The organism is Aminipila luticellarii (genome assembly GCF_004103735.1).
Lineage (GTDB): Bacteria > Bacillota > Clostridia > Peptostreptococcales > Anaerovoracaceae > Aminipila > Aminipila luticellarii.
In genome coordinates this window covers 1,647,890-1,662,459 of sequence record NZ_CP035281.1, presented here as the reverse complement: position 1 = coordinate 1,662,459, position 14,570 = coordinate 1,647,890, and the positions used below count along the sequence as shown (strand labels likewise).

Sequence of the window (14,570 nt, the reverse complement as noted above, 5' to 3'; positions counted from 1 at the left end):
GTGAAAAAAAATACAGCGATTGAATGACAAGTAAATTTATGGTATAGTAATCAAGTCAGATTAATGAACTTGGAGATAAAAATGGATAAAATAAATAATTATATAGATAGAATAAAACAATTTGCAGCGGAATTTAGAAATCAATATGGCATAGTGGGATGTACAGCGGTATTTTTAGTAATAATGAAATTCATTATTTTTTATTCGTTGATGTCTGTAAAGTCCAATTTTATATGGATATGCATTATTTCCTGGGTAATAACCTATTGCCTGTTCAAGTCGTTCAAGAATAAATATATTCCGGCGGTCATTTATTTGTTGCTGTCCGTGCTGATGTTTGCAGATGTAACGTATTGCAGCTTCTTTAATAAATATCTTTCTGTGGCAATGCTGGGGTCGGCTGGGATGCTGGGGGATGTGACCGCCAGTATCAAACAGATCATGAGACCCATCAACTTCTTTATGCTTCTGGATGCGGCAGCTATTTTTGCAGCGGTGGTCTTGCATCAGTGCAGGGAAAACGGAAAAAAGTGCGGCAGCTTTTTAAACGGAAAAAAACCAGAAAACATATTAAGCGGGCAGCAGGAAAAGGAGAAACCTGTCCGAGATATTCTGGCTGAACTGGATGCCATGGCATTAGAAGAATCAGAAGGCATGAATTACGATGAAAATGAACTTTCGGAAGAAATGCCGGGATTGGATGTTCAAGCAGCGGGACTGACAGAAGTCAAGCCAAAAGATACCAGGGATGGAAAAGAACAGTATCTGGGAAGAGTCTACAGAAAAAGAGCGGAACGGAAAAGAAAAAGAGAAAGCACAAAACACTTTAAGGGACATAGAACTCAGATAATACCTATTGCTATCATTGTGGTTCTTATTATTACGAGCACTTTTTCGCCTTTTATGCAGTCCATGGCTAAACAAGAGTTTTACACCTATCATATAGGGGATATCACCGCCAATGTATTTGGGCTGTCCGGACAGAAACATATCATGGCGTTTGAGGACTCCTATGAAACTGAAAAAAATGGTCCGCTATTCGGTGCCGCAAAAGGAAAAAATTTAGTGGTCATACAGGTTGAATCCCTGCAGAACTTTGCTATAGGTATGGAATATAACGGGCAGGAAGTGACACCGTTTTTAAACAGCCTTATTAAGGATAAAACGGTTTATTTTGATAATTATTATCAGCAGGTAGGTACAGGAAATACCTCCGATGCAGAATTTGCCACCAATAATTCCATCATGGGCTCCATAGAAGCGTTTACATATCAGCTTTATGAGAAAAATTATTTCAGAGGGCTGCCGTGGCTGCTCAAGGATCAAGGCTACGAGACCGCAGTCCTTCATGCTCATGAAAACAGGGATTTCTGGAATAGGGATGATATCTATCCTCAGCTGGGTTTTGACCATTATTATGGGGGCTTAATCGGTGATACCGCTCGTCCGGGAGGCAATTTTAAGATGACCGAATGGATGGGATGGGGCTTGACGGATTCGGAGTTCTATCCTCAGGCCATGAACTATATAAAGGAGCTTCAGGAGCCGTTCTATAGCTTCATCATAACCCTTTCGAACCATCATCCTTTTGAAATGCTGGACAAATATAAATTTATCAAGCTTAAGCCGGAGGATCAGGGGACTTTGGTAGGGAATTATCTTAACAGTGTGGCCTATACGGATTATGCTCTTTCCGAGTTATTTCACGAATTTAAAAAGGCAGGTCTTTATAAGGACTCGATCTTTGCCATTTATGGAGATCACATGGGGCTTCCGGCCTCTGATGAAACGAATGAAGTAATGGGAAGATTACTGGGGCATGAATATGACTGGGATGACAGAATGAATATTCCTTTGATTATCCATATGCCGGATTCGGATGAAAACATTACGGAGACGATTCACAATACCGGCGGCCAGATTGATTTTCTTCCAACTATAGCCTATCTGTTGGGGCTGGATCATTTAGATACAATTTATCTGGGGCATAATCTGTTTACTTACGACAAGGGGGTTGTTGCAGAGCATGCGTATCTGCCTTACGGATCCTTTTTTATAAACGGTTATGGCTTTGAAATGGCTCGAGACGGCGTCTTTAAAGACAGCAGAGCATGGGATTTGAATACAAGAAAAGCTGTGGACATCAATCCACTCTATGATTATTATATCCGTTCTATGGAAATTTCAGATACCTCAGTTTATATTTTACAAAATGATATACTTCGAAAGGTGTATCAGGATGGGAAGAGCAGAGAAGAGGTTCTTAATTAATAAGTTTTGTTAAATTGTTATAAAATTGACATATCTGTGTCAATTTTATAACAATTTTTTTGTCCGGATTTAAATCACCCTAAATCTTTGGAACGAAGGATGAGGAGACACCCGTTTCCTACAGAGATTTCACATTGATCTGTCAGGAATTCATTGCTTATTCCCAGCGGGAAAGAATTGGTCAGATGAGCATTTATCAGCTTCCATTTGAGAGATTTGGCGGTAACATTCATACAGGCATCGGAATAGCTGATCAACGAAATTTTTTCACCGGGAGTGCCGGAAAGCTGGAGCGTATCATTTTTCAGCATCATTACTTCATTCTGACAATCCAACATTCTTATGGTCCTTCCCTTCATATGTCTGGAATGCCAAAACTCCGTCGCCCACGCCATACTTTGCAGATTGGATAGGGTGTGATCTAATCTGCCGCCCATACCTCCGATCAGGCATATTTCATGAATGCCCTTTTCTACCGCATATTTGATGCATAACATTGTATCCGTATCGTCTTTCTCTATGGGGTGCGTGATCGTATGCACATGGTCAGGAGGGCCTTCTGTAAAGGAGTCAAAGTCACCGATAAGGAGATCCGGTTCAATACCTTCCCGGATGGCAAATCGGTATCCGCCGTCGGCACAGATGATATAATCTTCTTTGGATATATGGGCAATATTTTTGATATTACCGTTGATAAAGCCTGTGATAATAAAGCACTTATTCATGTATTTACCTCTTTATTTTTTCTGCACTGTATTTTTAAAATAAGTATATCATATTCTGAAATAATTATCTTGAAAAGTGTGCTTTTAAAGTCTATACTATAAGGAAATTGAGAAATTTTTAACAGCTAGTTGAGATGAGCTGCCCGGTTTTCCGGTGCGGCTTTTTTAAAAAACGGCATTTCTTAGGGAGGGATCAACTATGAAGTGTGGAGTTCGATTTTGCGGCGGCTGTAACCCCAGATATGACAGAGGTAAAGCCCTGAAAGCTTTAGAGGAAAAGTGCAAAGGGAAAACAGACTTTGTTATAGCGGAGGAAGAGGTTTTATATGATTTGCTTCTCATAATTGGCGGCTGCTCAAGCTGCTGTGCCTCTTATGAACAATTTATAACAACAGGCGGCGTCATAAAAATGTGGGACGAAATCCATATAGCCGAGATTGCCGAAAGGATTAAAAAGATGTAAAAAATAAAAAAAGATGGAGGATTTGAACATGGATTGGAAAGAAATTTATGAAAGCAGAAAATGTACGGCAGAGGAAGCAGTGCAGCGGATTAAAAATGGAGACAGAGTTGTGCTTGCCCATTGTGCAGCAGAACCTATAGCACTGGTAGATGCAATGGTAGCAGGTGCAGAAAATTATAAAAATGTAACGGTATCTCAAATGGTCACGTTGGGGAAGTCTGAATATACGAAGCCTGAATACAAAGAACACTTCCGGTTTGAAGGCTGGTTCGTCAGTGCCAGTACCAGAAACTCATTGGCAGAGGGTCACGGACAGTTCGTGCCTGTGTATTTTCATGAAGTACCCAGCTATATACGAAAAGGTATTTTTCCTGTAGATGTGGCGATGATTATGGTATCCACTCCGGATCGCAATGGGTTTTGCTCTGTAGGCGTATCTTGTGATTTTACCATGCAGGCAGTGAAATCCGCTAAGGTCGTATTGGCGGAAATAAATGATCAGGTGCCGGTAGTTTATGGCGAGACTTTTGTACATATCAGCGAAATCGATGCGTTTGTGGAAACGTCACACCCGCTTCCCGAAATGAAGCTTCCCAATATTGGTGAGGCTGAAATCGCTATTGGAAAATATTGTGCCTCGTTGATTGAGGACGGCTCTACATTACAGCTGGGTATAGGGGCTATTCCGGATGCGGTATTATCCCAGCTTAAAGATAAAAAACACTTAGGCATACATTCCGAAATGATTTCCGACGGAGTAGTAGACCTTTATGAAGCAGGCGTAATAGACGGATCACAAAAATCCATCGATCCGGGTAAAATCATTGTTACCTTTCTAATGGGAACCAAGAAGCTCTATGACTTTGTGGCAAATAATCCAATCGTTGAAATGAAGCCGGTGGATTATGTAAACAATCCTGTTACTATAGCGCAATGTTCTAAGATGGTTTGCATCAATTCCTGCCTTCAGATCGATTTCATGGGGCAGGTGGTATCCGACACCATAGGGACAAAACAATTCTCCGGAGTAGGGGGACAAGTAGACTTTGTGAGGGGGGCAGCCATGTCTACCGATGGGAAAGGAAAATCCATCATGGCCATGCCTTCTGTTGTGATGAAAAAAGATGGAACACTGATTTCTAAGATCGTTCCCTTTATTGAACATGGATCAGCCGTTACCACAAACAGGCAGGATGTGGATTACGTGATAACCGAATACGGGATCGCGGAGATGAAAGGAAAGACCCTTCATGACAGAGCCAGAGCACTTATTAAAATTGCGCACCCAGAGTTTAGGGAAGGTCTGAAAGAAGAATTTGAAAAGAGATTTAATGCACAGTTCTGAGCGGAAGCAACAGGTCATGATTGTCCTAAATACGGAGCCCCTTTGGAAAACCCTTGAAATTTCCCCAATTAAAAGTTATAATAAAAAACTAAGGGTATAAAAGAGAACCAATAAAAAGGGAAGGAAAGAGAACATGAATCAAAATATTGTATTAGAAACTTGTAAAAATATCAGGGCTTTAGCACGTGTATCCCTGCAGGGGAAATGGAAACTGGCGGTTGCCGCCACCGCAGTGTATATGGTGGCGCTTATGCTGCCTGCTGCTATCTTGGAGATTATTTTCAGCGGGAAAGAAAACGCAGCTTTATTATCCGGTCTGTATACTTTTCTGGTTGCGGCACCGTTTACCATAGGATATGACATTTTTTGCTTAAACCTGTTCCGAAGAAAAGAATGTGAAATCGCACAGGTATTTTATGGATTTGAAAGATTTTTTAAAGCCGTGGGACTTTATTTCGTCATGGGTCTGTTTATATGCTTATGGTTTCTGGTATTCATCATTCCGGGGTTTATAGCTGCCTATAGGTACAGTCAGGCATTTTTAATCATGATAGACCACCCTGAGTATGGGATCCTGCAGTGCTTAGCGGAAAGTAAGCGGTTAATGACCGGCAACAAGATGAAGCTTTTCAGTTTAGAAGTCAGTTTTATCGGATGGGCAATTTTAGCCAGCATTCCGATGGCCGCCATATCTTCGTTCTTTACGTTCAATGCGGTAGCTTTGGCCAGCCTTGGATCTTTATTAGGGAGCATCGCCTATTTTTGGCTGTCACCTTACTTATGTGTGGCCAGCGTAGCGTTTTATGAGATCGCTAATGGAAATTTAAGGCCGGGAGTAATCGAAGCAGAGGCAACTGTTATGGGAGAAGAAAATTAATCTTGACACGTATATGAACCTGTGTTAGTATGAACGAGAAAATTGAATAGATTCTTCAGGGCAGGGTGTGATTCCCTACCGGTGGTAAAGCCCACGAGCCGCAAGGCAGATTCGGTGTGATTCCGAAGCCGACAGTATAGTCTGGATGAAAGAAGATGTGTGCAAAGCTTATATTGCATTTAGTTATTATGCTCTGAAATGATTTCATTTCAGAGTTTTTTATTGACGTAGGACATATGGCGCAAGCGATATGGACGGATACCGCCTTTTTATCTTAATAAAAATGGCAGTATAAATACGCAAGCCAATGGCAGCTGAAATCAAGGCACAAGTAAAATAATACTCTGGAGATCTATCCGGAGTATTTTTTTATTCAATAGGAAATAGGAAGGTGGCTGTAATGACGGATGAAGAATATATGCAGATAGCTGTAGAGCTGGCAAAAAATGCAGAGGGGTGGACTAATCCGAACCCTATGGTGGGTGCGATACTTGTAAAGGACGGTATCATTATCGGACAGGGATTTCATGCAAAATGGGGACAGCCCCATGCGGAGCGGAATGCGATTACAGCTTGCAGTGAAAATCCGGAGGGTGCTACTTTGTATGTTACATTAGAACCTTGCTGTCATTATGGGAAGACGCCCCCCTGTACGGACGCTATTCTTGAAAATAGAATAGCCCGCGTAGTAGTAGGGGTACAGGATCCGAATCCGCTTATATCGGGTATGGGAATTGATCTGTTAAGGAAGGCAGGGGTTCAAGTTACCGTTGGAATTTTAGAAAAAGAATGCAGAGAGTTGAATGCTGTTTTTTTTCATTATATAAAAGAGAAAAAACCGTACGTAGCAATGAAATACGCTATGACCATGGACGGAAAAATTGCAGCTTATACAGGAAATTCAATGTGGATCACGGGAGAAATTGCAAGAGAGCATGTACATCGGCTGCGGCATAAATACATGGGGATTATGGTCGGAGCAGGCACGGTACTAAAAGACGATCCCAGATTGGACTGCCGGCTGCCGGAAACTAAAAATCCCATAAGGATCATCTGTGATACCAACTTGAGAATTCCTATAGATTCCCAGATCGTAACCACCGCAAAGGAGATACAGACTTATATAGCAACAGCTTCCGCAGACAGGGAAGCAATCGAAAGGCTTAGAGAAAAAGGCTGTATGATAGTAAAGGTTCCTAAATTGGGCCGGCATATTGATTTAAATGGCCTTATGGAGTTGTTGGGCCAAAGAGGAATAGACAGTATCCTTCTTGAAGGAGGGGGTACATTGAACTGGGCAGCTTTGGAGCAGGGAATAGTAGAACATGTATATGCTTATATCGCACCTAAAATCTTTGGAGGGCGGAATGCAGTAACAGCTGTAGAGGGGCGGGGCATAGAGAGGCCCGAAGAAGCATTTTTGCTTAAAGAAAGAAAAGTTACACAGCTGGGAGAAGATCTGCTGGTTGAGTATAATGTGGTGAAAAATCCGTCACTAAAGAAACCCAATCCCTGAAAGGAGAAAAGACATGTTTACCGGAATTATAGAAGAAACAGGAAGGGTAAAGAATATCTCCCAAGGAGAAAATTCTTCTCGTCTAGTGATTGAGGGAAATAAGATCTTTCAGCAGATTCAGCTTGGAGACAGTGTGGCTGTAAACGGTGTTTGTCTGACGGTCTGCAATTTAAGCAACACTGTCTTTGAAGCAGATGTAATGAGAGAGACGCTTTCCCGAAGCTCTTTGGGAAACTTAAAACAGGGGAGCATCGTCAATTTGGAGCGGGCGATGGAAGCAGAGGGACAATTCGGCGGACATATCGTATCCGGACACATTGACGGAACAGGAACCATTGTGCGTATGCGTTCGGAGGGAATAGCTATGTGGATAAGGATATCAACGAGTCCCGGCATTATGAAATATATCGTAGAAAAAGGCTCTATAGCAATGGATGGGGTGAGCCTGACTGTAGCAAGGGTACAACCCGACAGCTTTGAGATTTCACTGATTCCGCATACATGGAAAGGAACTGCGCTGCGGACAAAAACAGTGGGGGATGTTGTAAATCTGGAAAATGATATCATTGGAAAATACGTTGAAAAATTGCTTCATCTAAAAGATACGGCACAGGAGAACAAAAACAGTATAAGTATGGAATTCCTTATACAAAACGGATTTTAAAGGATTGTAATTATGGAGGACTTGACAGATGTTTAAATATAATAGAATTGAAGAGGCGTTGGAAGCGTTGAGGCAGGGGAAAATAATTGTCGTAACGGATGCTGAGAACAGAGAAAATGAAGGAGACCTCATTTGTGCTGCTGAATTCGCCAATGCAGAAAATGTAAACTTTATGGCAACTTATGGGAAAGGTTTGATTTGTATGCCCATGAGCAGAAAACTGGCCGATCGATTAGGCTTGGGTCCAATGGTTCATAAGAATACAGATAATCATGAGACTGCGTTTACCGTATCCATTGATCATAAGGATACAACGACAGGAATTTCGGCAATCGAGAGGTCCATAACTGCTATGAAATCCGTGGAGGATAGTGTAAGCCCCGAAGATTTCAGAAAACCGGGACATATGTTTCCGCTGGCCGCCAAGGACTTTGGGGTACTGGAAAGAGAGGGGCATACGGAGGCAACAGTGGATTTGGTCAGACTGGCCGGGCTTAAGGAATGCGGGTTATGTTGTGAAATAATGCGGGCGGACGGAACGATGATGCGCACTTCCGAATTAAAAAGCTTCGCCCAGGAGCACGGACTGGTTTTTATAACAATTGAAGCGTTGAAAGAGTACAGAAAGCGTACAGAAAAATTGGTGGAACAGGTGGTAAGGACTAAGCTTCCTACTATTTATGGGGAATTTACAGCCTATGGGTATATCAATAAGATAAACGGAGAACACCACGTGGCACTGGTCAAAGGTAAGATAGAAAAGGAAAGTCCGACCCTTTGCAGAGTTCATTCCGAATGCCTGACAGGAGATGCTTTGGGTTCGGTCAAATGTGACTGCGGAGAACAGTATAAGGCAGCTATGAAGAAAATACAAAAGGAAAGCCGGGGAGTAATGCTTTATATGAGGCAGGAGGGCCGCGGAATCGGCCTTGTAAATAAGCTGAGGGCTTATGCCCTTCAAGATCAAGGTCTTGACACGGTGGAAGCAAATTTGGCTCTGGGATTTGAAGAGGATTTGAGAGAGTATTCCATAGCTGCTCAGATCCTGAAAGATTTAGGCGTGCAGGATGTGAGGCTGATGACCAATAATCCCGATAAGGTACAGCAGCTTTCAAGGTATGGAGTCCATATTTCCCAACGAGTTCCTCTTGAAGTGGAAGCAAATCCATATGACATGGTTTACTTAAAAACAAAACAAACTAAAATGGGGCATCTTCTAAGTTGTGATTAAAAGATTTGTTCCATGAGATTATATAAGTCCAGTGGTGTGATGTCAAGTGAGAAATGAAATAAAAATCATATATTCTTGACCAGTTTCTCAAAAAACAAAAAACGACCACCTAAGCCCTGTCGATCACTTTTAAAAAATGAGCAGGGCGTAGCTCATCAGCAGAGAGATTCCTCTATTCTGCTGAGCGATATAGGCGATTGTCTTTAAGCAGCGTAAAGACTAACCGCACAAATTTACGGGCAGTTAATGCGAGTGCACGTTTGTGTTGATATCTGTTCACCTCGTTGTACTTTTGGTGATAGAAAGCTTTGTACTCCTTGTCGCATCTTACAAGAGAGAATGCAGCTTCACACAGATAATACTTTAAAAATCGGTTGCCAGATCGGATGAGTCTTGTGTTTTGTGCTTCAAAATCACCAGACTGGTGCTGAGTCCAGGCAAGACCTGCATATTTCGCAAGCTGCGCCTGATTATTAAAACGATTGATATCTCCAAGCTCTGATAGAATACCAGCAGAATAAACAGGACCAATGCCTGGAATGGATATCAATACGTTAGGCAAGAGTTCCATTTGGGCTGAAATCGCTTTATCGAACTCTTTGATTTGAGCTTCCAATGCCTTCATTGAGGTTATGGATATAGAGAGCACCTGATTCACAGAGTCATTTACCGTCTTAGGTAAACGGTAAGAACTCCGGGCAGCTTTCTGAATGGCTTTGGCTACCGTATCTGGATCAGGAAAGCGGTTCTTTCCTTTCTCCATGATAAAAGCGGTTAGCTCTTGTAAGTCCATATATGCCAGTGCTTCTGCGGATTCAAATTCATCGTAGACAGCAAGAGCTGTAGTGCTGAAGGTATCGGAAAATACCTTCTCCTGTGTCATGGATGAATACTTCTTGAACAGCACATTCATAAAGCGTTGCTTTTCCTTGGTAAGATTGCAAACGGCGAAATAACGTGCTCGTGTGAGGTTTTGGAGAGCTTTGTAGTGATAGTCTCCGACATATACCTCTTTGTTGATTCTTCCAAAACGCAGGCAGTCAGCAATGACAAAAGAGTCCACATAATCATTTTTTGGCAGGTCATTATAAGCATCTTTGAACTTTTTAACCTGCTTTGGATTGAGGACATGAATCTTTCTGTGAAAGGATGCTAAAGATGCATCTTCCCTTAGAAAATACACGAGATTGTCACCATAGACAGATGTAGATTCGAGACCTATGAGTACGGTGTCAAGGGACCTGGAATTTAAAGCAGAACAGATTCTTTTTACCAACTGAATAGAACCATCATGTGAGTTAGCAACTGCGAAGTTACTGTGCTTGTTACCATTAGGAAGCATAAGATAAACGACATTGGATTTGCTACTTACATCAATTCCGACGTAAAGTGGGTTCATAAAATCACCTTCTTTCGTAGTTAGATTTGAGTATTCAATCGGCTTGGTAAAACCCATGAACATGGAGCATCGACACCCTCGCATATAAGAATCCAGCTTAAGATGGACAGATGCGAAACCACACTGCTAGATGGTCGTCCATAAACTTAAGCAAACAGCCAGCCGGTTTGAAGCTAACTTCCATGTCAGGGGAACAGACTTACTATGAAGCAACCATTACTGGTTCAACAGGAGAAAAAAGAACTATTACCTGATTGACACTAAGACAATTATATCATGGGCTTAACTAAGCCTATTGAACAAATATTAATTAAGTTATCAAGGTACATTTATGTATCTAAAAAGTATTATACGAGGAGAAGATTAATATGAAAGTATTTGAGGGAAAGCTGGTCGCAAAAGGAATAAGAGTTGGAATTGTGGCATCAAGATTTAATGAGTTGATTGTTTCTAAATTGCTTTTAGGTGCGGTTGATGGACTTACAAGACATGATGTGGAGGAAGAGCATATCGAGGTCGCATGGGTACCGGGAGCTTTTGAAATACCTCTTATGGCATCAAAAATGGCGAGGTCGGGTAAATACGACGCGGTGATCTGTCTGGGCGCAGTAATCAGAGGAAGTACGACTCATTACGACTACGTGTGCAATGAAGTTTCAAAGGGAATCGCCCATGTTGGAGCGGAGGCGGGAATACCGGTGATGTTTGGTGTGCTCACTACGGAAAACATTGAGCAGGCCATAGAACGTGCCGGTACAAAAGCGGGAAACAAGGGATATGACTGTGCATTGGGAGCGATTGAAATGGTCAACCTGCTGCGCCAATTCTAACAGTAGATATTCTTAAAATAAGGAACAACCAGAGCCCATACAATTTCGGAACGTTTAAACCGTTTCTTTCATATTATAGCGAGAGTAGTAATTTGAAAGGGGCGGTTTTTGTGGCTTTGGAGAGACATATTTATCCGGGCAATAATACGACAGAAGGTTTTTATTCTTACTATAATTACATATTGGGACAACGTGAGGCGAATCGAATCATCTGTATAAAGGGAGGACCGGGAGTCGGCAAATCGACATTTATGCGAAAAATAGGAGAGACTTATTTGGAAAGAGGAGAAGATGTGGATTTCATGCATTGCTCCTCCGATAATAATTCGTTGGATGGTGTGGTTTTAAAAAATAAACGGATTGCGCTGATAGACGCGACAAGTCCGCATGTGGTCGATCCCATAAACCCGGGAGCGGTGGATCAGATTATCCATTTAGGGGATTATTGGAATGAAAGAGGTATTCGGGAAAACAAGCTTGCTGTTATTGAAACCAATGAAAGGATCAAAAGTTTATTCCAATATGCCTATAACTATTTTGCCGCAGCCGGAAAGCTTTACGATAATATGGCGGCTATGTACGACACAGCCATAGAAAGAGCTGAAATTTATAAGCTTACGGCGGCAGTTGTAGGCAATGAGCTGGCACATAAGGAGCTTTGTTTGAATCCGGGAAGTGTGAAAAAGTATTTTGCCAGTGCTATTACTCCCATGGGGATTACAAATTACATAAAAAGTCTGATTAATGGATATAAAAAGGTATATATCATAAGCAATCCGGTAGGACTTTGTGCTACCAGTCTGCTCAATATATTCTCAGAAAGCGTTATATACAGGGGATTTGATATCGAATTATATTATTGCCCGATGAAACCTGAAAGCAAAATTGAACATTTGTTAGTTCCTGAACTGGGAATCGCCTTTATAAGCGTAAACAAATATCACGATCTGGAGCCGTGGGAGATTGCAACGGATGAAGAAGGAAAGCATAATCCGGAAATTGTTCATATTGATATGAACGATATGCTGGACAGAAGAAAGCTGGAAAAATTAGAGAACCTGATAGAAAGTAATTGTGACAGTATGGATAAACTGATCTGTGATGGCATCGGATATTTAAAACGGGCAAAACAGGAACATGATTATCTCGAAAGCTTTTATATACCAAATATGGATTTTAAAAAAATAGATGAATTGAGAGATGAAATTATTGCTAAAATTGGCTAATAAGAGGTATAATTTAAGATAACCTATTTTTCAGATATATGAACGACTAAGGAGAACAGAAGATGAAGAAGAACTTTATTCCATTGCTTTTTGCAGGGGATATTAATGTATATAGTGTAGCCAGAGCTTTTCATGAGGAATATGGAATAAAACCGGTCGTGTATGGGAAATATCCGACCGGACCATGCTATAAGAGTAAAATCATGGATTACAATGCAAATCCAAAAGCAGATGAACAGGATACTTTTCTGTCACTTGTTCTTGGGTTTGCAAATAAACATCACAGCACGACCATTCTTTTAATCGGCTGCGGGGACAGCTATGTACAGCTGATCAGTGCCAACAAGGACAGGCTGCCTGAAAATGTCATCGCACCTTATATTTCTGTAGACTTGATGAACGAATTGATCCATAAAGAAAAATTTTATGATATGTGTGAAAAGATCGGCGTAGATTATCCAAATACCTTTGTGCATAAGAAAGAGATGGCGCACAACTTTGATCTCCCATTTGAACCGCCTTTTATTTTAAAGCCTTCCAATGGAATTGAATACTGGCGGCATCCTTTTGCTGCTCAGAAAAAGGTATATAAGGCAGATTCAAGGGAAGAGCTGGATACCATATTAGACGATATTTATGGGGCGGGCTATGAAGATTCCCTGATTATTCAGGACTTTATTCCGGGTGACGATACCTTTATGCGAGTGCTTACAAACTATTCGGACAAGCATGGACAGGTAAAGATGATGTGTCTGGGTCATGTCCTTTTAGAGGAACATACACCTCACGGTATAGGAAATCATGCGGTGATCATAACAGAGCACAACGATACCGTAGAAGCGCAGTTCAAGCAGCTGTTAGAAAGCATGCACTATATTGGATTTTCCAATTTCGACATTAAATACGATACGAGAGACGGAAAATATAAGGTATTTGAAATAAATACGAGACAGGGAAGAAGTAATTTTTATGTGACCGGGGCAGGAGCCAATGTGGCAAAATGCTTAGTGGAGGACTATATTGAGGACAAGCCGCTGGAAGAAAAGTTTGTAAAGAATAAGAATTTGTGGCTGGTCGTTCCCAAAAGAGTAGCTTTTACGTACATTAAGCCTGCGGAGTACAAAAAAGAAATGCGAGAGCTGTTTGCGGCAGGAAAATGGGTAAATCCTTTGTTTTATGCACCGGATAATGGCTTAGGCAGAAAACTGAAATTGATTAAATCACAGCTTGGACATTATGTTAAATTTAGAAAATATCTTGGGAAATGAAGCAGATAGACACTTTAGGAGAACAGATATATGAGAGAAAAAGGACAGAAGGTATTAGGAATAATAGGCGGAATGGGACCTCGTGCAACACAGCTTTTTTATAAAATGATTGTGGATAAAACAGAAGCCCACAGCGATCAGGAGCATCTGAACATGATTGTTCTGAATCATGCAAGTATGCCGGACCGGACAGCGGCCATTAAAAGCGGGGATGTGGAAGAGCTGTATCATAAGCTTTTACACGACGCAAAATTCTTAGAAGTAGGCGGAGCGGATTATATAGCCATCCCCTGCAACACCTCTCATCTTTTGGTGGACAGGCTGCAAAAAAATTTGAAGATTCCTATCATCAATATGGTAAAAGAGGCGGCCATGTCTATATATTGCAGATATGGTGAAAATTTTAAGCTGGGAATTTTAGCTTCAGACGGGACGATTAAAACCAAGCTTTATCAAAATGAATGCAAGGCCTTGGGCATAAAGACAGTGGTACCTTCCGAAAAGAATCAGGCAAGAGTCATGAAAATAATCTATGAGGGCGTGAAGGCCGAGAAATCTGTGGATATGAGGGAATTGTATGAAATCGAAAAAGAAATGAAAGAAGCCGGGTGTAAATGTGTGCTCTTGGCAAGCGGCGAGCTCTCCTGTTTTAAAGAGATTAACCGGCTTTCTGATTTTTACATAGACGCCATGGAGGTCTTAGCGGAGAGAGCGATCGTGTTGTGCGAAAAAACTTTAAAATAAGATGAAAAATA

General features: G+C 41.4%; 13 protein-coding genes and 1 riboswitch. Of the genes, 11 read left to right on the top strand and 2 right to left on the bottom strand.

Translation table 11 applies throughout. The features are described 5' to 3' along the window. The first annotated feature begins 81 nt into the window (after positions 1-81). Complete coding sequence (locus EQM06_RS07600; RefSeq protein WP_164914394.1) at positions 82-2,271, top strand: LTA synthase family protein; 2,190 nt, start codon at positions 82-84, stop codon at positions 2,269-2,271. A 74-nt stretch (positions 2,272-2,345) separates the two neighbouring features. On the opposite strand, the gene EQM06_RS07595 is transcribed toward EQM06_RS07600, so the two are convergent. Beyond that, on the bottom strand, positions 2,346-2,996 hold the full coding sequence (locus EQM06_RS07595) for a thiamine diphosphokinase (RefSeq protein WP_128745759.1): 651 nt from the start codon (positions 2,994-2,996) through the stop codon (positions 2,346-2,348). Positions 2,997-3,195: 199 nt separating this feature from the next. Between EQM06_RS07595 and EQM06_RS07590 the strand changes: the two genes are divergently transcribed. The 6 genes from EQM06_RS07590 to EQM06_RS07565 all read left to right on the top strand — a co-directional run bounded on the left by EQM06_RS07590 (position 3,196) and on the right by EQM06_RS07565 (position 9,092). Beyond that, positions 3,196-3,459, top strand: coding sequence for a hypothetical protein (locus EQM06_RS07590; protein WP_128745758.1), 264 nt, complete (start codon positions 3,196-3,198; stop codon positions 3,457-3,459). 28 nt (positions 3,460-3,487) lie between these two features. Further along, positions 3,488-4,804, top strand: a complete 1,317-nt coding sequence (locus tag EQM06_RS07585) for an acetyl-CoA hydrolase/transferase family protein (protein ID WP_128745757.1) — start codon at positions 3,488-3,490, stop codon at positions 4,802-4,804. Positions 4,805-4,937: 133 nt separating this feature from the next. Beyond that, positions 4,938-5,681, top strand: a complete 744-nt coding sequence (locus EQM06_RS07580; RefSeq protein ID WP_128745756.1) for a DUF975 family protein — start codon at positions 4,938-4,940, stop codon at positions 5,679-5,681. 47 nt (positions 5,682-5,728) lie between these two features. After that, positions 5,729-5,842, top strand: a riboswitch (FMN riboswitch). Positions 5,843-6,081: 239 nt separating this feature from the next. Next, the gene (gene ribD / locus EQM06_RS07575) at positions 6,082-7,197 is read left to right on the top strand and encodes a bifunctional diaminohydroxyphosphoribosylaminopyrimidine deaminase/5-amino-6-(5-phosphoribosylamino)uracil reductase RibD (protein WP_128745755.1); all 1,116 of its coding nucleotides are present in this window, start codon (positions 6,082-6,084) and stop codon (positions 7,195-7,197) included. A gap of 13 nt (positions 7,198-7,210) precedes the next feature. Then, complete coding sequence (locus tag EQM06_RS07570; protein ID WP_128745754.1) at positions 7,211-7,861, top strand: riboflavin synthase; 651 nt, start codon at positions 7,211-7,213, stop codon at positions 7,859-7,861. A 28-nt stretch (positions 7,862-7,889) separates the two neighbouring features. After that, on the top strand, positions 7,890-9,092 hold the full coding sequence (locus tag EQM06_RS07565) for a bifunctional 3,4-dihydroxy-2-butanone-4-phosphate synthase/GTP cyclohydrolase II (protein WP_128745753.1): 1,203 nt from the start codon (positions 7,890-7,892) through the stop codon (positions 9,090-9,092). Between the two features lie 172 nt (positions 9,093-9,264). Here the strand turns inward: EQM06_RS07565 and EQM06_RS07560 are convergent, their stop codons facing one another. Continuing rightward, positions 9,265-10,554, bottom strand: a complete 1,290-nt coding sequence (locus EQM06_RS07560; RefSeq protein WP_230974938.1) for an IS110 family RNA-guided transposase — start codon at positions 10,552-10,554, stop codon at positions 9,265-9,267. 305 nt (positions 10,555-10,859) lie between these two features. On the opposite strand from EQM06_RS07560, the gene ribH reads away from it, so the two are divergent. The 4 genes from ribH to EQM06_RS07540 all read left to right on the top strand — a co-directional run bounded on the left by ribH (position 10,860) and on the right by EQM06_RS07540 (position 14,559). Further along, positions 10,860-11,321 (top strand): 6,7-dimethyl-8-ribityllumazine synthase, encoded by a 462-nt coding sequence (gene ribH / locus EQM06_RS07555; protein WP_128745752.1) that lies wholly within the window; start codon positions 10,860-10,862, stop codon positions 11,319-11,321. Positions 11,322-11,431: 110 nt separating this feature from the next. After that, the gene (locus EQM06_RS07550) at positions 11,432-12,547 is read left to right on the top strand and encodes an ATPase (protein ID WP_205666529.1); all 1,116 of its coding nucleotides are present in this window, start codon (positions 11,432-11,434) and stop codon (positions 12,545-12,547) included. Between the two features lie 62 nt (positions 12,548-12,609). Beyond that, entirely contained in the window at positions 12,610-13,815 is a 1,206-nt protein-coding gene (locus EQM06_RS07545) for a carboxylate--amine ligase (RefSeq protein ID WP_128745750.1), read from the top strand. A gap of 30 nt (positions 13,816-13,845) precedes the next feature. Further along, positions 13,846-14,559 (top strand): aspartate/glutamate racemase family protein, encoded by a 714-nt coding sequence (locus EQM06_RS07540; RefSeq protein WP_128745749.1) that lies wholly within the window; start codon positions 13,846-13,848, stop codon positions 14,557-14,559. Positions 14,560-14,570: the final 11 nt, after the last annotated feature.